The 20,338-nt window shown below is 65.4% G+C and carries 15 protein-coding genes; 5 read left to right on the forward strand and 10 right to left on the reverse strand.

Annotated features, from left to right (window positions below; translation table 11 throughout):
- Positions 1–21: 21 nt before the first annotated feature.
- The 3 genes from sthA to NJG22_RS10495 all read right to left on the reverse strand — a co-directional run bounded on the left by sthA (position 22) and on the right by NJG22_RS10495 (position 4,310).
- On the reverse strand, positions 22–1,416 hold the full coding sequence (sthA, locus tag NJG22_RS10485) for a Si-specific NAD(P)(+) transhydrogenase (protein ID WP_217853745.1): 1,395 nt from the start codon (positions 1,414–1,416) through the stop codon (positions 22–24).
- Positions 1,417–1,619: 203 nt separating this feature from the next.
- The gene (locus NJG22_RS10490; RefSeq protein ID WP_253094363.1) at positions 1,620–2,618 is read right to left on the reverse strand and encodes an FAD:protein FMN transferase; all 999 of its coding nucleotides are present in this window, start codon (positions 2,616–2,618) and stop codon (positions 1,620–1,622) included.
- Positions 2,619–2,846: 228 nt separating this feature from the next.
- Positions 2,847–4,310, reverse strand: coding sequence for a glyceraldehyde-3-phosphate dehydrogenase (locus NJG22_RS10495; protein ID WP_253094364.1), 1,464 nt, complete (start codon positions 4,308–4,310; stop codon positions 2,847–2,849).
- A gap of 168 nt (positions 4,311–4,478) precedes the next feature.
- Between NJG22_RS10495 and mfd the strand changes: the two genes are divergently transcribed.
- From mfd to NJG22_RS10510, 3 genes are read left to right on the forward strand one after another with little or no spacing between them, the layout of a single operon-like run.
- Positions 4,479–7,928: a transcription-repair coupling factor gene (gene mfd, locus NJG22_RS10500; RefSeq protein ID WP_253094365.1), complete on the forward strand. Its 3,450-nt coding sequence runs from the start codon at positions 4,479–4,481 to the stop codon at positions 7,926–7,928.
- Between the two features lie 9 nt (positions 7,929–7,937).
- Positions 7,938–8,495, forward strand: coding sequence for a CsiV family protein (locus NJG22_RS10505; protein WP_253094366.1), 558 nt, complete (start codon positions 7,938–7,940; stop codon positions 8,493–8,495).
- Between the two features lie 4 nt (positions 8,496–8,499).
- Positions 8,500–11,820 (forward strand): DEAD/DEAH box helicase, encoded by a 3,321-nt coding sequence (locus NJG22_RS10510; RefSeq protein ID WP_253094367.1) that lies wholly within the window; start codon positions 8,500–8,502, stop codon positions 11,818–11,820.
- Positions 11,821–11,885: 65 nt separating this feature from the next.
- Here the strand turns inward: NJG22_RS10510 and nagZ are convergent, their stop codons facing one another.
- Both nagZ and NJG22_RS10520 read right to left on the reverse strand, forming a co-directional pair.
- Positions 11,886–12,884 (reverse strand): beta-N-acetylhexosaminidase, encoded by a 999-nt coding sequence (gene nagZ / locus NJG22_RS10515; protein ID WP_177414228.1) that lies wholly within the window; start codon positions 12,882–12,884, stop codon positions 11,886–11,888.
- A gap of 170 nt (positions 12,885–13,054) precedes the next feature.
- The gene (locus NJG22_RS10520; protein WP_253094369.1) at positions 13,055–13,759 is read right to left on the reverse strand and encodes a TetR/AcrR family transcriptional regulator; all 705 of its coding nucleotides are present in this window, start codon (positions 13,757–13,759) and stop codon (positions 13,055–13,057) included.
- Positions 13,760–13,978: 219 nt separating this feature from the next.
- Here NJG22_RS10520 and lexA point away from each other — a divergent pair, with 219 nt between their 5' ends.
- Both lexA and sulA read left to right on the forward strand, forming a co-directional pair.
- On the forward strand, positions 13,979–14,587 hold the full coding sequence (gene lexA / locus NJG22_RS10525; RefSeq protein WP_253094372.1) for a transcriptional repressor LexA: 609 nt from the start codon (positions 13,979–13,981) through the stop codon (positions 14,585–14,587).
- Between the two features lie 13 nt (positions 14,588–14,600).
- Entirely contained in the window at positions 14,601–15,077 is a 477-nt protein-coding gene (gene sulA / locus NJG22_RS10530) for an SOS-induced cell division inhibitor SulA (protein WP_253094374.1), read from the forward strand.
- Between the two features lie 63 nt (positions 15,078–15,140).
- Here the strand turns inward: sulA and NJG22_RS10535 are convergent, their stop codons facing one another.
- From NJG22_RS10535 to fadA, 5 genes are all read right to left on the reverse strand, one after another.
- Positions 15,141–15,374 carry a hypothetical protein gene (locus NJG22_RS10535; RefSeq protein ID WP_023630868.1) on the reverse strand — a complete coding sequence of 78 codons (234 nt, stop codon included), beginning with the start codon at positions 15,372–15,374 and terminating at the stop codon, positions 15,141–15,143.
- Between the two features lie 52 nt (positions 15,375–15,426).
- Positions 15,427–15,942 carry a DUF6586 family protein gene (locus tag NJG22_RS10540; RefSeq protein WP_253094375.1) on the reverse strand — a complete coding sequence of 172 codons (516 nt, stop codon included), beginning with the start codon at positions 15,940–15,942 and terminating at the stop codon, positions 15,427–15,429.
- Between the two features lie 158 nt (positions 15,943–16,100).
- The gene (gene topA, locus NJG22_RS10545) at positions 16,101–18,710 is read right to left on the reverse strand and encodes a type I DNA topoisomerase (protein WP_253094377.1); all 2,610 of its coding nucleotides are present in this window, start codon (positions 18,708–18,710) and stop codon (positions 16,101–16,103) included.
- 100 nt (positions 18,711–18,810) lie between these two features.
- Positions 18,811–19,062 (reverse strand): DUF1653 domain-containing protein, encoded by a 252-nt coding sequence (locus NJG22_RS10550; RefSeq protein WP_253094379.1) that lies wholly within the window; start codon positions 19,060–19,062, stop codon positions 18,811–18,813.
- Positions 19,063–19,140: 78 nt separating this feature from the next.
- The gene (gene fadA, locus NJG22_RS10555) at positions 19,141–20,316 is read right to left on the reverse strand and encodes an acetyl-CoA C-acyltransferase FadA (RefSeq protein WP_253094381.1); all 1,176 of its coding nucleotides are present in this window, start codon (positions 20,314–20,316) and stop codon (positions 19,141–19,143) included.
- Positions 20,317–20,338 lie beyond the last annotated feature (22 nt).

Genomic DNA, 20,338 nt, shown 5'->3' on the forward strand with positions numbered 1-20,338 from the left:
CAGGCCACCGGCCGGAGCCGCTCAAAAAAGCCGGTTCAGGCCGTCGTAGGCGGCCACCCGATAGGCTTCGGCCATGGTCGGATAGTTGAAGGTGGTGTTGACGAAGTACTTGAGGTTGTTCAGCTCGCCCGGCTGGTTCATCACCGCCTGGCCGATGTGCACGATCTCCGAGGCCTGGTAGCCGAAGCAGTGCACGCCGAGGACCTCGAGGGTCTCGCGGTGGAACAGGATCTTCAGCATGCCCTGCGGCTCGCCGGCGATCTGTGCGCGGGCCATGCTCTTGAAGAACGCCTTGCCCACTTCGTACGGCACCTTGGCCTGGGTCAGTTCCTGCTCGTTCTTGCCGATCGAGCTGATCTCCGGGATGGTGTAGATGCCGGTCGGCACGTCGTTGACGAAGCGCCAGCTGCCGTTGTCGACGATGCTGCCGGCAGCCGAACGGCCCTGGTCGTGGGCGGCACTGGCCAGGCTCGGCCAGCCGATCACGTCACCGGCGCCGTAGATGTTCGCCACGCTGGTGCGGTAGGTCTCATCGACCTCGATCTGGCCACGGCTGTTGACCTTGATGCCGATGTTCTCCAGGCCCAGCTTGTCGGTGTTGCCGGTACGGCCGTTGCACCACAGCAAGGCGTCGGCCTTGATCTTCTTGCCCGATTTCAGGTGCAGGATCACGCCATTGTCCAGGCCTTCGACGCGATCGTAGTCCTCGTTGTGGCGCACGGTGATGTTGTTGTTGCTGAAGTGGTAGCTCAGCGCCTGGGAGATTTCCGAGTCCAGGAAGCTCAGCAACTGGCCACGGTTGTCGACCAGCTCCACCAGCACGCCCAGGCCGCTGAAGATCGAGGCGTATTCGCAACCGATCACCCCGGCACCGTAGACGATCAGCTTGCGCGGGGTATGGCTGAGGCTGAGGATGGTGTCGCTGTCGTAGACCCGCGGGTGGTTGAAGTCGATGTCGGCCGGGCGGTACGGGCGCGAGCCGGTGGCGATGATGATGTGCTTGGCGTTGAGCTTTTCCACCACGCCGTTGGGGCAGACCACTTCGATGGTCTGTTCGTCGGCGAAGCTGCCGGTGCCGACGAACACATCGACGCGGTTGCGCGCGTAGTAGCCGGTGCGCGAGGCCACCTGCTTGCTGATCACCTTCTCGGCGCTCTTGAGCACATCGGGGAAGGAGAACCAGCGCGGTTCGCCGATGGCGCGGAACATCGGGTTGGTGTTGAACTGCATGATCTGCCGCACGGAGTGACGCAGCGCCTTGGACGGGATGGTGCCCAGGTGGGTGCAGTTGCCACCGACCTGGCGACGGCTGTCGACCATCGCCACCTTGCGCCCTGCTTTGGCGGCGTTCATTGCCGCGCCCTCACCGGCCGGGCCGGAACCCAGCACCACTACGTCGTAGTTGTAGACAGCCATGCGTACTCCTTCAGAACTGGCCCGCCGGCCGGGTGGCCGCGGGGCGCGATCATGGCGACTGGGCGCCATGAGAAAATTCGGGTGCAGTCTAATCAAGCGTGAACGCCGCGCACATTAACCCTTGGTCGCGTCGTAGGCCACTGTTGCCTGCACTACATGTGGTTCCACCGGGTCCCTGGCGGCGATCATCCGTGGCTTGCCTTTCACTCGTCTTTCAGCGCCCGCTCGAACGCAGGCGTGGAACGGGAGACGAAGCCACCCCCACTGCGGGTCACCAGCACGGCGGCAATGCCATGGGCCATGGCGAAGTCCCAACCCTGTTGCGGCCCGAGGATCAACAACAAGGTCGAATAACCATCGGCGCGCAGCGCGCTGGCGTCGAGCACCGTCACCGCCGCCAGGTCATGGCCGACCGGACGACCGAGGCGGGCATCGAAGGTGTGCGAATAGCGCCGGCCATTGTCCTCGAAATAATGCCGATAGTCACCCGAGGTCGATACCGCCAACCCGTGCACGGCGATGACCTGGCGGGCGACCTGGCGGTCCTCGCGGGGCAGTTCCAGGGCCACCCGCCAGGGGCTGCCGTCAGGCTTGCGGCCCAGCGCCTTGAGCTCGCCGGTGGCTTCGGCAAGGAAATTGTCGATACCCAGGGCCTGCAGGCGCGCGGCGATCAGGTCGACGGCATGGCCGGCGGCGATGCTGTTGAAGTCCAGCTCGATGGGGGCGTCCTTGCACAGGGTGTCGCCCGCCAGGCGCAGGTGGCGATAGCCGACACGCTGGCGCACCCGGGCCAGGGCTTGCGGTTCGGGCACCTGCAACTCGCGCGCCTGGGGGCCGAAGCCCCAGAGGTCGAGCAGCGGCTCGACGGTCAGGTCGTAGGCCCCCTGGCTCTGCTCGGCCAACTGCTGAGCGAAACGGAGCAGCGTCCCCATGTCGCGGTCGATGACCAGGCACTGGTTGGCCGGTAACTGGTTGAAACGGCTGACGATGGAGTCGCCACGATAGGTGGAGTAACGGCTGTCGATGGCCTGGAGGATGGCCTCGACCTCGGCTTGCACCTGCTCGGGCGCCGGGCCGCCGGGTTGGCGCACGTACTGGATGCTGTAGCTGCTGCCCATGGTCGGGCCGCCGAAGCGCTCGAGGGTGGGGCCTTGGTTGCAGGCTGACAGCAACAACAGGCAGAACAGAAGAACGGTGCGCAATATGGATCTCTCGGTTGACCGGCCTGCGCGGACGGTGCGGGAGCGGCCTTGTGTGGCGAAAGGGCTGCACAGCAGCCCCGGCAATTGTGGCAGTGACGTTGAAAACCTGGGGCCGCTTTGCGGCCCTTTCGCGACACAAGGCCGCTCCTACAACGATCGCACTGATGCGAGGAGCAAAAAAAAACGGGAACCCGAAGGTTCCCGTTTTCTCAACGCATTACAAGCGGATCAGCGTGGAAACGCTGGCGGGTTCACACCGGCCATGTCTTCCATCACGCGTACAACCTGGCAGCTGTAGCCGAACTCGTTGTCGTACCAGACGTACAGGACAACGCGGTTGTCGTTGCAGATGGTCGCCTCGGCGTCGACCACACCGGCGTGGCGCGAGCCGACGAAGTCGGTGGAGACGACTTCCTGGGAGCTGACGTAGTCGATCTGCTTGTGCAGCTCCGAGTGCATGGCGGTCTGGCGCAGGTACTCGTTGAGCTCTTCGCGGCTGGTGGCCTTCTCCAGGTTCAGGTTGAGAATGGCCATCGACACGTTCGGCGTCGGTACGCGGATCGCGTTCCCGGTCAGCTTGCCCTTGAGCACCGGCAGCGCCTTGGCGGCAGCGGTGGCGGCACCGGTCTCGGTGATGACCATGTTCAGCGGCGCGGCGCGACCACGGCGACTGCCCTTGTGGAAGTTGTCGATCAGGTTCTGGTCGTTGGTGAACGAGTGAACGGTTTCGACGTGGCCGTTGACGATGCCGTACTGGTCGTTGATGGCCTTGAGCACCGGCACGATGGCGTTGGTGGTGCAGGACGCCGCCGAGATGATCTTGTCGTCGGCGCTGATGTCGCCGTGGTTGATGCCGTGCACGATGTTCTTCAGCGCGCCCTTGCCCGGTGCGGTGAGGATCACGCGGGCAGCGCCCGGGCAGGCCAGGTGCTGGCCGAGGCCGTCGGCGTCACGCCAGACACCGGTGTTGTCGACGATCAGCGCATCGTTGATGCCGTACTGGGTGTAGTCGACTTCGCTCGGGCTCTTGGCGTAGATCACCTGGATCAGGTTGCCGTTGGCGGTGATGGTGTTGTTGGCTTCATCGATGACGATGGTGCCGTCGAACGGACCGTGTACCGAGTCGCGACGCAGCAGGCTGGCGCGCTTGACCAGGTCGTTCTCGGCGCCCTTGCGCACGACGATGGCGCGCAGGCGCAGGCCGTCGCCGCCACCGGTCTTCTCGATGAGGATGCGCGCCAGCAGGCGGCCGATACGGCCGAAACCGTACAGGACGACATCGGTGCCCTTGCGTGCGCTGGCGTTCTGCTGCCCCACCACGTCGGCCAGTTCGTCACGGACGAACTGCTCGGCGCTGCGACCATTGCCTTGGGCCTTGAACTTGTTGGCCAGCTTGCCCAGGTCGACCGAAGCGGCGCCCAGTTTCAGCTCGCTCATGGCCTTGAGCAGCGGGAATGTCTCGTGGACCGACAGCTCGGTCTCGTCGGTTTGACGGTGACGGGCAAAGCGGTGGGCTTTGAGGATCGAGATAACCGAACGGTTGATCAGGCTGCGGCCATAGATCGAGCTCACCACGTTGTTGTTGCGGTAGAGCTGACCGATAAGCGGGATCATCGCTTCAGCCAGGGCTTCACGATCGATCCACTCACCAAGACACTGGTCGGGCTTCTGAGTCACGGTAACCTTCCACATGTAGGGGAACAAAAAAGGGGCTACATTATGACGCCCCGCGGCGTATCGGGCAATGAGCGCCTGTCGCCGGCGCCAGAGGCGACCGCCACGCCCTTCACAAGCCTGACAGCGCGCCCGCTCACCGGTACAATCGGTCTCTTTGCCGCAACGCTTGGAGTCCAATCTCCCGTGTCAGTTCTGCGCCTACCGAAACTGTCGGCCACGGCCGGCAAACAAACCTGGGGCAACCTGCCCGGCGCGGCCTTGAGCCTGGCCGTCGCCGAGGCGGCCAGTACCGCTGGTCGCTTCACCCTGTTGCTGACCGCCGACAGCCAGGCCGCCGACCGCCTGGAGCAAGAGCTGCGCTTCTTCGCGCCCGAGCTGCCGGTGCTGCCGTTCCCCGACTGGGAAACCTTGCCCTACGACCTGTTCTCGCCGCACCAGGACATCATCTCGCAGCGCATCGCCAGCCTCTACCGGCTGCCGGAGCTGGACCACGGCATCCTCGTGGTGCCGATCACCACCGCCCTGCACCGCCTGGCGCCGACGCGCTTCCTGCTGGGCAGCAGCCTGGTGCTGGACGTCGGCCAGAAGATCGACGTCGAACAGATGCGCAGCCGCCTGGAAGCCAGCGGCTACCGCTGCGTCGACACGGTGTACGAGCATGGCGAGTTCGCCGTGCGCGGCGCGCTGATCGACCTGTTCCCCATGGGCAGCAAGCAGCCGTACCGCATCGACCTGTTCGACGACGAGATCGAAACCCTGCGCACTTTCGACCCGGAGAGCCAGCGCTCGATCGACAAGGTCGACTCGGTACGCCTGCTGCCGGCCCGCGAGTTCCCCATGCAGAAGGACGAGGTGACCCGCTTCAAGGCGCGGTTCCGCGAACGCTTCGACGTCGACTTCCGGCGCAGCGCGATCTTCCAGGACCTCACCAGCGGCATCATCCCGGCCGGTATCGAGTACTACCTGCCGCTGTTCTTCGAAGAAACCGCGACCCTGTTCGACTACCTGCCGGCAGACACCCAGGTGTTCTCGCTGCCTGGCGTGGAGCAGGCCGCCGAACATTTCTGGAACGATGTGCGCGGGCGCTATGAAGAGCGCCGCGGCGACCTGACCCGCCCACTGCTGCCGCCGGCCGAGCTGTTCATGCCGGTGGAGGACTGCTTCGCCCGCCTCAAGCAATGGCCGCGGGTGGTGGTCAGCAGCGAGGAACTCGACGCCGGCGCCGGCCGCGAGCGCTTCCCGGCCCGCGCCCTGCCCAACCTGGCGATCGAGGCCAAGGCCAACCAGCCGCTGGCGGAGCTGGCGAACTTCCTCGACCAGTTCAGTGGCCGGGTGCTGTTCACCGCCGAGTCCGCCGGCCGGCGCGAAGTGCTGCTGGAGCTGCTCGAGCGCCTCAAGGTACGCCCGCAGACGGTCGAGAACTGGGCCGACTTCGTCACCGGCAAGGCGCGCCTGGCGATCACCATCGCGCCGCTGGACGACGGCCTGCTGCTGGAAGACCCGGCCATCGCCCTGGTTGCCGAAAGCCCGCTGTTCGGCCAGCGCGTGATGCAGCGCCGGCGCCGCGAGAAACGCGGCGAGGCGGCCAACGACGCGGTGATCAAGAACCTCACCGAGCTGCGCGAAGGCGCCCCGGTGGTGCACATCGACCACGGTGTCGGCCGTTACCTGGGCCTGGCCACGCTGGAGATCGACGGCCAGGCCGCCGAGTTCCTCACCCTCGAGTACGCCGAAAACGCCAAGCTCTACGTGCCGGTGGCCAACCTGCACCTGATCGCCCGCTACACCGGCAGCGACGACGCCCTGGCGCCGCTGCACCGGCTCGGTTCGGAAACCTGGCAAAAAGCCAAGCGCAAGGCCGCCGAGCAAGTGCGCGACGTCGCCGCCGAGCTGCTCGACATCTACGCCCGCCGCGCCGCGCGCAAGGGCTATGCCTTCGCCGACCCGGCCGCCGACTACGCCACCTTCAGCGCCGGTTTCCCGTTCGAGGAAACCCCCGACCAGCAGGCTGCCATCGAGGCCGTGCGCGCCGACATGCTCGCCGGCCAGCCCATGGACCGCCTGGTCTGCGGCGACGTCGGCTTCGGCAAGACCGAGGTGGCCATGCGCGCCGCCTTCATCGCCGTGCACAGCGGCCGCCAGGTGGCGGTGCTGGTGCCCACCACCCTGCTCGCCCAGCAGCACTACAACAGCTTCCGCGACCGCTTCGCCGACTGGCCGGTGAAGGTCGAGGTGATGAGCCGCTTCAAGTCGGCCAAGGAAGTCGCCAGCGCCGCAGCGGAGCTGGCCGAAGGCAAGATCGACATCCTCATCGGCACCCACAAGCTGCTGCAGGACGATGTGCGCTTCAAGGACCTGGGCCTGGCGATCATCGACGAGGAACATCGCTTCGGTGTGCGCCAGAAAGAACAGCTCAAGGCGCTGCGCAGCGAGGTGGACATCCTCACCCTGACCGCGACGCCGATTCCGCGCACGCTGAACATGGCGGTGGCGGGCATGCGCGACCTGTCGATCATCGCCACCCCGCCGGCACGGCGCCTGTCGGTGCGCACCTTCGTCATGGAGCAGAACAAGAGCACGGTCAAGGAGGCGCTGCTGCGCGAGCTGCTGCGCGGCGGCCAGGTGTACTACCTGCACAACGACGTCAAGACCATCGAGAAATGCGCCGCGGAACTGGCCGAGCTGGTCCCCGAGGCGCGCATCGGCATCGGCCACGGGCAGATGCGCGAACGCGAACTCGAACAGGTGATGAGCGACTTCTACCACAAGCGCTTCAACGTGCTGATCGCCTCGACCATCATCGAGACCGGCATCGACGTGCCGAGTGCCAACACCATCGTCATCGAGCGCGCCGACAAGTTCGGCCTGGCCCAGTTGCACCAGTTGCGCGGCCGGGTCGGACGCAGCCACCACCAGGCCTACGCCTACCTGCTGACGCCCCCGCGCCAGCAGATCAGCAGCGATGCCGAGAAACGCCTGGAGGCCATCGCCAACACCCAGGACTTGGGCGCAGGCTTCGTCCTGGCCACCAACGACCTGGAGATCCGCGGTGCCGGCGAACTGCTCGGCGAGGGCCAGAGCGGGCAGATCCAGGCCGTCGGTTTCACCCTGTACATGGAAATGCTCGAGCGCGCGGTCAAGGCCATCCGCAAGGGCGCCCAGCCGAACCTCGAGCAGCCGCTGGGCGGCGGCCCGGAGATCAACCTGCGCCTGCCGGCGCTGATCCCCGAGGACTACCTGCCCGACGTGCACGCGCGCCTGATCCTGTACAAGCGCATCGCCTCGGCGACCGACGAAGAGGGCCTGAAGGACCTGCAGGTAGAGATGATCGACCGCTTCGGCCTGCTGCCGGAGCCGACCAAGAACCTGATGCGCCTGACCCTGCTCAAGCTGCAGGCGGAAAAGCTCGGCATCAAGAAGGTCGACGCCGGCCCCAACGGCGGCAAGCTGGAGTTCGAGGCCGAAACACCGGTCGACCCGCTGACCCTGATCAAGCTGATCCAGGGCCAGCCCAAACGCTACAAGTTCGAAGGCGCAACCCAGTTCCGCTTCCTGGTGCCGATGGAACGCCCCGAAGAACGCTTCAACACCCTGGAGGCGCTGTTCGAGCGTCTCGCCCCACAACCGAACTAAGGAAGCTCCATGCGTGCCATCCGTTGCCTGCCCCTGCTGCTGGCGTTGCTCACCCCGGCAGCCTTCGCCGCAGGCCCTTATCAGGTGGAAATGCTCCTGCTGCGGCAGAACGCCGTGCCGGCCATCACCAGCCCGTTCGCCCCGGAAAACTGGAGCGCCGGCGCGCCCCGCCTGGAACAGGGCGCCGAGCGCCCGACCGCCCTCGGCGACGAGGCCACCCGCCTGCAGGCCACCGCCGACTACACCGTACTGCTGCACAAGGCCTGGCAACAGGACGGCGACAGCGTCGCCCTGAGCGCCGGTGAAGGGCAGTTCGGCCACTTTCCCATCGAAGGCAACCTGACCATCAAGGAAAACCGCTTCATCGCCGTCGACGCCAACCTCTGGGTCAATCAGCTCGACGACAACGGCAGCGTGCTGCGCAGCGAGCAATTCAAGCAGAGCAACAGCAACATGAAGGCCGGCCAACTGACCTTCCTCGACGGCGGGCACCTGGCCGTGCTGCTCAAGGTGTCGCCGGCCGGCGCGCGCAAGATACCGCTGCCGGACCCGGAAATGGAGCCGTGATGCCGTGAACGCCGACGTGCAGAAACTGGCCGCCGAGAATCCAAGCTGGAAGCGCGACTTTTCCGCTGCCACCCTGCAACGGGGCGAGCGCTACGCCGAGCAGGGGCTGGTGAAGATCCAATCCCACGGCGATTCGCGCATCGTGGCCAGTTGCCTGGGCAGCGGCGGCAATGTCTACAGCCAGCGGATCATCATGACGGCCGGCCCTTCTGGACAATGCCATGTGCGCGGCAATTGCTCATGCCCGGTCGGCCACAACTGCAAGCATTGCGCCGCCGCGCTCTTCACCGTGGCCAACAGCTACCAGGGCGCCCCACCGGCCAGCGATCAACTGCCCCATCATCTGCAACAGTGGCTGCAGGGCCTGGAGCGACCAGAGCCGGCACAGCAAGCGGCAGAAGACAAACGCGGGCGCATGGTCTGCTATCAACTGCAGCTCGACGAAGACCACAACAGTTGCGTGCTGCGCGTGCGCAAGGGCACCCGCGAAGAACACGGCATCCGCTACAGCCGGGTGCAGTCGCTCTACGAACTGCTCTACGAGCCGCCGAAGTTCGTCAAGGAAGAAGATCTGCGCATCCTGCGCCAACTGTCCGCGCAGAACGCCCCCTACGGCCAGGAACGTGGCTACACCCTCAAGGGACATGAAGGGGGCGAGCTGTTGCAACGGGTGCTGGATACCGGACGCCTGATGTTCGTCGACGAACTGCCACTGCTGCGCCAGGGCCCTGAGCGTCAGGCGCAGTTCCGCTGGGTACGCCTGGACAGCGGCGACTACCGGGGCAGGTGGTACAGCGCCGAGCAGCCGCTGGAGTGCATACTGGCGCTGATACCGCTGTTCTATTTCGATATCGAGACCCAACAGATCGGCACCGTCAGCCATGACCTGGACCCGCACACTGCTCTGCAGCTGTCCCTCGCACCCGTTGTACCGGAACACCTCATCGTGCCCCTCAGCCACAAGCTCAACGCCCTGAATCACCAGTTGCCAACTCCCACCAGCGTGCAGCAGGAACAGCTCGAGGGCATCGAACCGGTGCCCCACCTGGCGCTGGGCAGCCTCGAATTCAGTGCCTACACGCCCAAGACCGGGCGCATGCAACGGCAGATGCAACACCGCGCGGCGCTGTCGTTCGACTACGACGGCCTGCGCGCCAGCGGCTCCGACGACAAGGCGCTGAGCCGCCTGGTCGGCACCACCAGCCAACGCATCCGCCGCCAGCCCCAAGCCGAACAGGCGCTGCGCAAGGCGCTGCGCGAGCATGGCTTCAAGCCGGCCACCCGCCAGAGCAAGGCCTTGCCCGACAGCGCCGGCGAGATGTACCAACTGCCCGACGACGAGGCCTGGCTGCGCTTCGCCCGCGAGGGTCTGCCACGCCTGCGCGAGGCCGGGTGGATAATCGACACCCACCGCGACTTCGCCTTCAACCTGCACGAGGTCGACGACTGGTACGCCACCATCGACGAAGCGCCGGGGCATGAATGGTTCGACCTGGAGCTGGGCATCGTCGTCGACGGCCAGCGCCACAGCCTGCTGCCGATCGTGCTGCAGCTGCTGCGCGCCAGCCCCGAGCTGTTGCGCCCCAGCGAGCTGGCCCGGCGCAATGACGACGAGCACCTGCTGATCGACCTCAACCGCGCCCGCCACGACAGCCCGGCGCTGCGCGTGGCCCTGCCCTATGGGCGGATCAAGGCCCTGATGGGCACCCTCGGCGAGCTGTACCTGCACGAAGACGCGGTCGGCCCCAGCGTGCGCCTGGAGCGCGCCGACGCCGCGCGTCTGAACGATATCGACCAGTTGCCCCTGCACTGGGAAGGCGGTAGCCATGTGCGCGACCTGGGCCGCCGCCTGCGTGACGCCCGCGACCTGCAGGTGGCGCCGCCCAAAGGGCTCAACGCCACCCTGCGCCCCTACCAGCAGCAGGGCTTGAACTGGCTGCAGGCGCTGCGCGAGATGGGCACCGGCGGCATCCTCGGCGACGACATGGGCCTGGGCAAGACCCTGCAGACCCTGGCCCACCTGCTGCTGGAAAAGGAAACCGGGCGCCTGACCCAGCCGGCGCTGGCGGTGATGCCCACCAGCCTGGTGCCCAACTGGCTCGACGAAGCCCAGCGCTTTGCCCCCGGCCTGCGCGTGCTGGCCCTGCACGGCCCCGGCCGGGCCAAGCACTTCGCCAAGCTAGCCGACTACGACCTGGTGCTGACCACCTATGCCCTCGCCCCGCGCGACCTCGAGCACCTCAAGGCGCAAGCCTGGCACCTGCTGGTGCTGGACGAGGCGCAGAACATCAAGAGCAGCACCAGCAAGGCCGCCAGCGCCGTGCGCGAGCTGCAGGCCAACCAGCGCCTGTGCCTGACCGGCACGCCGATGGAAAACAACCTCGGCGAACTCTGGTCGATCTTCCACTTCCTGTTGCCCGGCTGGCTCGGCGACAGCAAGCGCTTCAGCCACGACTACCGCACGCCGATCGAGCGCCACGGCGACACCGAGCGCATGGCCCACCTGGCCAGCCGCATCCGCCCGTTCCTGCTGCGCCGCACCAAGGAACAGGTGGCTACCGAACTGCCGCCCAAGACCGAGATGGTCCACTGGGTCGAGCTCAGCGACGCCCAGCGCGATACCTACGAGGCGGTGCGCGTGGCGATGGACAAGAAGGTCCGTGACGAGATCGCCCGCAATGGCGCCGCACGCAGCCAGATCATCATCCTCGACGCCCTGCTCAAGCTGCGCCAGGTGTGCTGCGACCTGCGCCTGGTCAAGGGTAGCGCCGAGGCCAAGGGCAGCTTCGCCGACAAGGGCAAGCTGGGCAGCCTGCTGGAGATGCTCGAGGAGTTGCTCAGCGAAGGGCGCAAGGTCCTGCTGTTCTCGCAGTTCACCTCGATGCTCGCGCTGATCGAGCCGGAGCTGGAGAAGCGCGGCATCCGCTACAGCCTGCTGACCGGTGACACCCGTGACCGGCGCACTCCGGTGCAGCAGTTCCAGAATGGTGACAGCGAGGTGTTCCTGATCAGCCTCAAGGCCGGTGGCACCGGGCTGAACCTGACCGCCGCCGATACCGTGATCCACTACGACCCCTGGTGGAACCCGGCGAGCGAGAACCAGGCCACCGACCGCGCCTACCGCATTGGCCAGGACAAGCCGGTGTTCGTCTTCAAGCTGATCACCCGCGGCACCGTGGAGGAGAAAATCCAGTTATTGCAGCAAGAAAAGGCCGCGCTGGCCGCGGGCCTGCTCGATGGCGGGGAAGCCGGGCAATGGCGGCTGGGCGACGAGGAAATCGAGGCGCTGTTCGCGCCGCTGCCGGGCAAGCGAAGTAGTAGATAACAGCCCGCGCCCACGCGCTCCAGGGCCTCGTGGGTGCGGGCTTGCCCGGCGATGCGGCGGCCAGGTCAATCGACCAGTTGCGCTTCCTGCAACGCCCCCAGCGCCTCCAGCCAACGCGGCTGCTGGCGGTAATCGGTGCGGGCAAAGCCTTGTCCACGCATCCGCGCGATCCGCGGCGACGGCTTGACCTTCAGGCGCTGCGCCGCGCTCAATGCCAGCTCGGCCGCCGCCCGGTCGTTGCACACCAGGCCCATGTCGCAGCCCGCGCTCAGCGCCGCCTCGATACGGCTGGCAGCATCTCCCACCACATGCGCGCCAGCCATCGACAGGTCGTCGCTGAAGATCACCCCGTCGAAACCCAGCTCGCCGCGCAGGATGTCCTGCAGCCAGCGACGCGAAAAGCCCGCGGGCTGGTTGTCCACCTGCGGGTAGATGACATGCGCCGGCATCACCGCCGCCAACTGCCCGCTGAGGCGGCTGAACGGCACCAGGTCCACGGCGCGCAGCTGCTCCAGGCTGCGCTCGTCCACCGGGATCGCCACGTGCGAGTCGGCCTCGGCCCAGCCATGCCCTGGGAAATGCTTGCCACAAGCGGCCATGCCGGCGGCATTCATGCCGCGAATGAACGCGCCGGCCAGCGCGGTGGCGCGCTGCGGATCACCCTCGAAGGCGCGGCTGCCGACCACGGCGCTGCGCTGGTGATCGAGGTCCAGCACCGGGGCGAAGCTCAGGTCCAGGCCCACCGCCAGCACTTCGGTCGCCATCAGCCAGCCACACTGCTCGGCCAGGTACTCGGCGTTGGCGTTGTCGGCGAGCGCGCGCATGGCGGGCAGGCGCACGAAACCCTGGCGCAGGCGCTGGACCCGCCCACCCTCCTGGTCGACCGCCAGGATCAGCTCGGGACGGATGGCGCGGATCGACGCGCACAGCTCGCGCACCTGGCGCGGGCTGTCGATGTTGCGGGCAAAGATGATCAAGCCGGCCACTTCGGGCTGGCGCAGCAGATGGCGATCTTCGGCGGTCAGCCATTTACCGGCGATATCCACCATCAGGGAGCCTTGCAGGCTGACAGTCATAGGGAGTCCTTCATTGGAAATCCAGGGCGCACACTGCCATCGGACCGCGTTGGGCCCGATGGTTCAGTGTGGCGGGAAGCGCGCCGGCAGGTCGTGCGGCGCGAGGCGTTTCAGGCATGGACGCTAGCTTAGCCGAAGCGCCCTGCCCCGCCCAGTGCTCAGACCTTGGCCGGGGCGCTGGTCTTGCTGCGCGGGCGCAGCTGCGCCGAGGCCATGGCCTCGTCGGTGACGCCGCTGTCGGCGCGCATGCCGGCGGCGAGGAACGGTACCATCAGGCGCATCACCTGCTCGATCGAGGTATTGATGCCGAAATCGGTCTCGGCGATGGCGCGCAGGGCCTTGATGCCAGACATGCTGAATGCCGCCGCGCCGAGCATGAAGTGCACGCGCCAGAACAGCTCCAGTGGCGGGATACGCGGGGCGGCTTCGTTGACCAGCTGCATGTAGCGACGGAACACCTTGCCGTACATGTCTTCGAGGTACCGCCGCAGGTGGCCCTGGCTCTGGCTGAAGGCCAAGCCCAACAGGCGCATGAAGATCGACAGGTCGTTGTTGCTGCGCGGCTGCACGGCGAGCGCCTGCTCGACCAGCATTTCCAGCAGCTCTTCAAGGCTGGCCTTTTGCTCCGGACGCGCCTGGCGGCGCTCCAGCTCACGCTCCAGGCTGGCGCAGAACGGGCCGAGGAACCGCGAGAAGACCGCCTGGATCAGGGCCTTCTTGGAGCCGAAGTGGTAGTTCACCGCCGCCAGGTTGACCCCGGCCTTGCTGGTGATCAGGCGCAACGAGGTTTCCGCGAACCCGCGCTCCGCGAACAGCTGCTCCGCCGCATCGAGGATGCGCTCTACGGTTTCCGATTGGGCCATGACTACTCCGCCTGACAAACAGTTGTTTGAAACATACGTTTCAAGGCTGTCCCTGTCAAGGTGGGATGACCGGCCGGTCGCCATTTAAATGCGCCAAGCTGCAAGCTGCAAGCGACACGACAGGCCCAGGGCTGGCTATTTCTTGCAGCAAGTAGCTTGCAGAGCGCCCGGCACTGTATATAATCCCAGTCACTGTATAAAAAGACAGAGCCCTCGCCCATGCTGAAACTGACGCCACGCCAAGCCGAGATTCTGGCTTTCATCAAACGCTGCCTCGAGGCCAACGGCTTCCCGCCGACCCGCGCCGAGATCGCCCAGGAGCTGGGCTTCAAGTCGCCCAATGCCGCCGAGGAGCACCTCAAGGCCCTGGCTCGCAAAGGGGCCATCGAGATGACCCCCGGCGCCTCGCGCGGCATCCGCATCCCAGGCCTGGAGCCGAAGGACGAAGACAACGGCCTGCCGATCATCGGCCGGGTCGCCGCCGGTGCGCCGATCCTCGCCGAACAGCACATCGAGGAATCCTGCAACATCAACCCGGCCTTCTTCCATCCCCGCGCCGACTACCTGTTGCGCGTACACGGCATGAGCATGAAGGACATCGGCATCTTCGACGGCGACCTGCTCGCCGTGCACACCACCCGCGAAGCCCGCAACGGCCAGGTGGTGGTGGCCCGTATCGGCGATGAAGTGACCGTCAAGCGCTTCAAGCGCGAAGGCAACAAGGTCTGGCTGATCGCCGAAAACCCCGAATTCGCCCCCATCGAAGTCGACCTGAAGGAACAGGAGCTGGTGATCGAGGGCTTGAGCGTCGGCGTTCTGCGCCGCTGATCCAGGAGGCGTCATGCAGCCTTTCACCCACACGCACACACCCGCCCAGTTGCCGCTGTTCGAGGCCTTCCTCGCCCAGCCGGTGCTGCCGGGGCTCAAGCCCGGCAGCACGCCGCGCAAAAGCAGCCAGCCGGAGCTGTACAGCGAGTTGGCCCTGCGCGGCGCCCCGGGGCATTGCCAGAGCCTGCTGGCGCCCGTGTTGCGCGAACTCAGCGAAGAAGACGACAGCCGCTGGCTGACCCTGATCGCCCCGCCTGGCAGCCTGACCCAAGCCTGGCTGCGCGAGGCGGGCTTGAACCGCGAGCGCATCCTCATCCTGCAACCCGGCGGCAAGCAAACCCCGCTGCAACTGGCCTGCGAAGCCCTGCGCCTGGGCCACAGCCATACCGTGGTCAGCTGGTTCCCCAGCGTCAGCAGCAGCGCACGCCAGCAACTGCTGCGCGCCGCCGCCCTCGGAAACGCACAAAGCCTGAACATCCGCCTCGGCTGATGTTCAGGCTTTGCCTGTCAAATGCTTGAAATCCGCAGCCGCTGACGTGGCGTCTGCAGCGACTCAGTGAAGCACGCGCGGCCCTTCTTCACGCTCGAAGTCGCCCTCCACCAGGCGCCCCGCCATTTGTACGCCAACGCTAAGCATGGCCTTGGCCACTTCCACATGCTGTCCTTGCAGGAATGCCTTGGCATCCTCTGAGAAATCCAGGGTTACCAGGGAACCTTCATCCTCGGCGCGGCGCAGCTCGATGCGGCCATCAGGTAACTCGACAATTTCTAGAAAGGACGTTGACATATAGGGGCCTGCTTTTCACGAAAGGCCAGCATTGTACCAGCCATGGAAGCTGTCAGCACTCACTGAGCGCGTCGCGGAATCGCCTTACCAAGTCCTTGAGGTCCTGTCGCCAAGCCTGCAACGCGTCCCGGGAAAGCGCGACCGGCTCGGGTTCGTCGAGGCTGACGGCTTGTATCAGCGGCTGGGTGACGTCGGTTTTGACGGTTTTCTTCGCGACCGGTGGTCGGAACAAATCGGCATAAGCCGCCAGCAGCTGCGCCAGCCAGGTTTCCCGTTGGCTGACCAGCTCGAGCATTTCGCCTACCTCGGGAATGGCGATGCTGTTGAGTGCTTCTTCGGCCAGGGCCTGCTCGACCGTGGCCGCCACTGGCAAGCGGTAGAAACCCGCGATCTCATGGCACAGGCCCAACAGCCCACCGTACAGGTGGAACAGCGCCGACTCGCGCTCGGCCTGGATCAGGCCCTGGGCATTCAGCGCCTGGCTCTGTTCGGCCCTGGCCATGGATTCCAGGGCAAGGCCGGCGAAGAACAATTTCTGGTTGGTGCGGGTGTAGCGTTCCTGGGCCATGTTCGATGACCTCCCATGAGCAGCAAGGCGATACCGCAGTGTCGGGGATTGGCCCGCCCTACCGCAAGCACAAACGCTCGCGGGGCAAGCCCGCCCCCACAGGCTTCGTTCGAGCCTTGTGGGAGCGGGCTTGCCCCGCGATTAGCGTGAAGCCTGGATCAGCGCTTGTCTTCGACTTTCCAGGCCTTGCCATCGAAGAACGCCTTCCAGCCGGTCGGCTTGCCATCGACCTCGGACTGCACGTACTGCTCCTTGGTCTTGCGGCTGTAGCGGATCACCGCCGGACGACCATCCGGATCCTTCTGCGGTGCGTCGCAGAGGAAGTGGTACTTCGGATCGATCTCATGCTTGTGCGGCACGATCTCCAGCACCAATGGTGCCCGCGTCTCACGGTTCTTCGGGAACTGGCTGGCGGCCAGGAACAGCCCCGAGGCACCATCGCGCAGCACGTAGGTGTCATCGACCTTCTCGCACTTGAGCTCGGGCATGTCCACCTTGTCCATCTTCGGCGGCGCCGCCTCGCCGCTCTTGAGCAGCTTGCGGGTGTTCTTGCACGCAGGATTGGTGCAGCCGAAGAACTTGCCGAAGCGGCCAGTCTTGAGCTGCATCTCGCTGCCGCACTTGTCGCACTCCAGGCTCGGCCCTTCGTAGCCCTTGATGCGGTAGCTACCTTCCTCGATCTCGTAGCCGGCGCAGTCCGGGTTGTTACCACAAATGTGCAGCTTGTGCTTTTCGTCGAGCAGGTAGGCGTCCATCGCCGTGGCGCAGATCGGGCAACGGTGCTTGCCACGCAGTACCAGCGACTCCGACTCACCCTCGTCGTCGGCGGCAATCTCGTCGCCCGGCACCAGGTTGACGGTGGCTTTGCAACGCTCCTTCGGTGGCAGGCTGTAGCCCGAGCAGCCAAGGAACACACCGGTGGACGCGGTGCGGATCATCATCGGCCGGCCGCATTCCTTGCACGGGATATTGGTCAGGGTCGGCTGGTTGGCACGCATGCCGTGTTCGCTGGACTCGGCGGTCAGCAGCTTCTTGCTGAAATCGCCGTAGAACTCGTCGAGGACGTTCTTCCAGTCACGCTCGCCCTGGGCCACATCGTCGAGGTTCTCTTCCATGCCGGCGGTGAAGCCGTAGTCCATCAGGTTGGCGAAGCTCTCCGACAGGCGCTCGGTGACGATATCGCCCATCTTCTCGGAGTAGAAGCGACGGTTGTGCAGCGTCACGTAGCCGCGGTCCTGGATGGTCGAGATGATCGCCGCGTAGGTCGACGGGCGACCGATACCGCGCTTTTCCATCTCCTTGACCAGGCTGGCTTCGGTGAAGCGCGCCGGCGGCTTGGTGAAGTGCTGGCTCGGGTCCAGCTGAATCAGCTTGAGCACCTCGCCCTGGGCCATTTCCGGAAGCACGTCGTCCTCGCCCGGCTTGCTCTGCTGGGGCAGTACACGGGTATAACCGTCGAACTTGAGGATACGGCCCTTGGCGCGCAGCTCGAAGTCGCCGGCCACCACGGTGACGCTGGTCGACAGGTATTGCGCAGGCGGCATCTGGCAGGCCAGGAACTGGCGCCAGATCAGCTCGTACAGGCGCTCGGCGTCACGTTCCATGCCGCTGAGCTTGGTCGGGTGGGTGTTGACGTCGGACGGGCGGATCGCCTCGTGCGCCTCCTGTGCCCCTTCCTTGCTGCCGTAGACGATCGGCGCGGCCGGCAGGTATTGCTTGCCAAATTCGTTCTCGATGTAGCTGCGGGCCATCTCGACGGCGTCGGTCGACAGGTTGGTCGAGTCGGTACGCATATAGGTGATGTAGCCGGCTTCGTACAGACGCTGGGCCATCATCATGGTCTTCTTGACCCCGAAGCCCAGGCGATTGCTCGCGGCCTGCTGCAGGGTGGAGGTGATGAAGGGCGCCGAAGGCTTGCTGCTGGTCGGCCGGTCTTCGCGCTTGCTGACGCTGTAGCTCGACGACTTGAGCTGCTCCAGCGCGGCCATCGCCTGCGCCTGGTTGAGCGGCTTGAAGGCCTCGCCCTGCTGGCGCGCCACCTCGAAACGCACCTTGGCGTTCTTTGCGGTACCCAGGTCGGCGTGGACTTCCCAGTATTCTTCCGGGTTGAACGCACGGATCTCGCGCTCACGCTCGACCACCAGCTTCACCGCCACGGATTGCACGCGGCCGGCCGAAAGGCCGCGGGCGATCTTGGCCCACAACAGCGGCGAGACCATGTAGCCCACCACGCGATCAAGGAAGCGCCGAGCCTGCTGGGCATTGACCCGATCGATATCGAGTTCGCCCGGCTGGGAAAACGCCTCCTGGATGGCTTTCTTGGTGATCTCGTTGAACACCACGCGCTTGTAGCGGCTGTCGTCACCCCCGATGGCTTCGCGCAGGTGCCAGGCAATGGCTTCCCCCTCGCGATCCAAGTCGGTTGCGAGATAGATGGTGTCGGCATCCTTGGCCAGGCGGCGCAGCTCTTCGATCACCTTTTCCTTGCCAGGAAGGATCTCGTACTTGGCCTTCCAGCCCGCCTCAGGGTCGACGCCCATGCGCGCGACCAGGGTGCGCCGGGCCTTTTCCTTCGGCGACAGGGCCGGGGCCTCGGCCGCCGCCTTGCCACGCTTGGCCGCCGGTTCCTTGCTCGCACTGGCGGAACCGCTGGTGGGAAGGTCTCGGATATGGCCGATACTCGACTTCACCACGTACTGGCTGCCCAGGTACTTGTTGATGGTCTTGGCCTTGGCCGGGGATTCCACAATGACCAGCGATTTGCCCATGGATCGGAGTATTCCTGAATCTGAAGATGAAAAACGCGTCAGGTGCCAGACGCGGCACCGCTATATATAGTGGCAAAAGAGTGAGGTCAAGCGCGGTCTATCACTCGTGCGCCTTGCCATGCTGCTCAGGCAAGCCTTCTTCGGCCTTGACCAAAGCAAAGCGTGGCACCTGCTCGCCGTCAACCTCGACGGACTCCTGGAACATCGAAAGCGGCCTGACCCAGAAACTGTAATCACCATACAGGCACTGGTAGAACACCATCCACTCTTCGCTCTCGGAATGGCGCGCCGCGCTGAACACGCGATACTCAGGGCCTTTGTAATGCCGGTACACACCAGGTTGTATCTGCATGTCGCTCGCCCTCTTGAACAAATCCTGTAAAAAACAAAAGCCGGGGCACGAGGCCCCGGCTGCTGTCCCGCAACGCGATCAGACGCGTTCGAAGACAGTGGTGATGCCTTGGCCCAGGCCGACACACATGGTGGCAACGCCCAGGGTACCGCCATTTTGCTTCATGACGTTGAGCAGGGTGCCGGAAATCCGCGCACCAGAGCAACCGAACGGGTGGCCCAGGGCGATGGCGCCGCCGTGCAGGTTAACCTTCTCATCCATCTTGTCGAGCACTTTCAAGTCTTTGAGCACCGGCAGGGCCTGTGCGGCAAAGGCTTCGTTGAGCTCGAAGAAGTCGATGTCAGCGATGCTCAAGCCCGCGCGCTTGAGGGCTTTCTGCGTGGCTGGCACCGGGCCGTAGCCCATGATCGCCGGGTCGACACCCGCCACGGCCATCGAACGGATCACCGCCAACGGCTGGATCCCCAGGTCCATGGCGCGCTGGCCGGACATGACGATCATGCACGAAGCACCGTCGGTGATCTGCGACGAGGTACCAGCAGTGACGGTACCGCCTTTGGGGTTGAACGCCGGTTTCAGCGACGCCAGGCCCTCAAGGGTGGTTTCCGGGCGAATGGTCTCATCGTAGTCGAAGACCTTCAGGAAGCCGTTCTCGTCGTAGCCCTGGATCGGGATGATCTCGTCCTTGAACTTGCCTTCGATCGTTGCCTTGTGGGCGAGCTGGTGCGAACGCAGGCCGAACAGATCCTGTTGCTCACGGGTGATGCCATGCATCTTGCCGAGCATCTCGGCGGTGAGGCCCATCATCCCGGAAGCCTTGGCGGCGTGCAAGGACAGGTGCGGGTTGGGGTCGACGCCATGCATCATGCTGACGTGGCCCATGTGCTCCACGCCACCGACCACGAACACGTCGCCGTTGCCGGTCATGATCGCCTGGGCGGCGGTGTGCAGCGCGCTCATCGACGAGCCGCACAGGCGGCTGACGGTCTGCGCCGCGGCGGTGTGCGGGATCTGGGTCATCAGCGAGGCCATGCGCGCGACGTTCCAGCCCTGCTCCAGGGTCTGGTTGACGCAGCCCCAGATCACGTCCTCGACCTCTTTCGGGTCGACCTTGTCGTTGCGCTCCAGCAGCTTGCTGATCAGGTGCGCGGACAGGTCCTCGGCACGGGTGTTGCGGTGCATGCCACCCTTGGAGCGGCCCATCGGCGTGCGACCGAAGTCGACAATCACCACGTCTCTTGGATTCAGGCTCATATCAGTATTCTCGCTCTAGCTC

The organism is Pseudomonas sp. VA159-2 (genome assembly GCF_024126635.1).
In the GTDB taxonomy this organism is placed as follows: Bacteria; Pseudomonadota; Gammaproteobacteria; order Pseudomonadales; family Pseudomonadaceae; genus Aquipseudomonas; species Aquipseudomonas muyukensis.

Excerpts from the sequence above, each read along its gene's own strand:
- sthA (WP_217853745.1), bottom strand. The coding sequence starts at position 1,416 with ATGGCTGTCTACAACTACGACGTAGTGGTGCTGGGTTCCGGCCCGGCC.
- NJG22_RS10495 (WP_253094364.1), bottom strand. The coding sequence starts at position 4,310 with ATGTGGAAGGTTACCGTGACTCAGAAGCCCGACCAGTGTCTTGGTGAG.
- NJG22_RS10505 (WP_253094366.1), top strand. The coding sequence starts at position 7,938 with ATGCGTGCCATCCGTTGCCTGCCCCTGCTGCTGGCGTTGCTCACCCCG.
- NJG22_RS10520 (WP_253094369.1), bottom strand. The coding sequence starts at position 13,759 with ATGGCCCAATCGGAAACCGTAGAGCGCATCCTCGATGCGGCGGAGCAG.
- lexA (WP_253094372.1), top strand. The coding sequence starts at position 13,979 with ATGCTGAAACTGACGCCACGCCAAGCCGAGATTCTGGCTTTCATCAAA.
- sulA (WP_253094374.1), top strand. The coding sequence starts at position 14,601 with ATGCAGCCTTTCACCCACACGCACACACCCGCCCAGTTGCCGCTGTTC.
- NJG22_RS10535 (WP_023630868.1), bottom strand. The coding sequence starts at position 15,374 with ATGTCAACGTCCTTTCTAGAAATTGTCGAGTTACCTGATGGCCGCATC.
- NJG22_RS10540 (WP_253094375.1), bottom strand. The coding sequence starts at position 15,942 with ATGGCCCAGGAACGCTACACCCGCACCAACCAGAAATTGTTCTTCGCC.
- topA (WP_253094377.1), bottom strand. The coding sequence starts at position 18,710 with ATGGGCAAATCGCTGGTCATTGTGGAATCCCCGGCCAAGGCCAAGACC.
- NJG22_RS10550 (WP_253094379.1), bottom strand. The coding sequence starts at position 19,062 with ATGCAGATACAACCTGGTGTGTACCGGCATTACAAAGGCCCTGAGTAT.
- fadA (WP_253094381.1), bottom strand. The coding sequence starts at position 20,316 with ATGAGCCTGAATCCAAGAGACGTGGTGATTGTCGACTTCGGTCGCACG.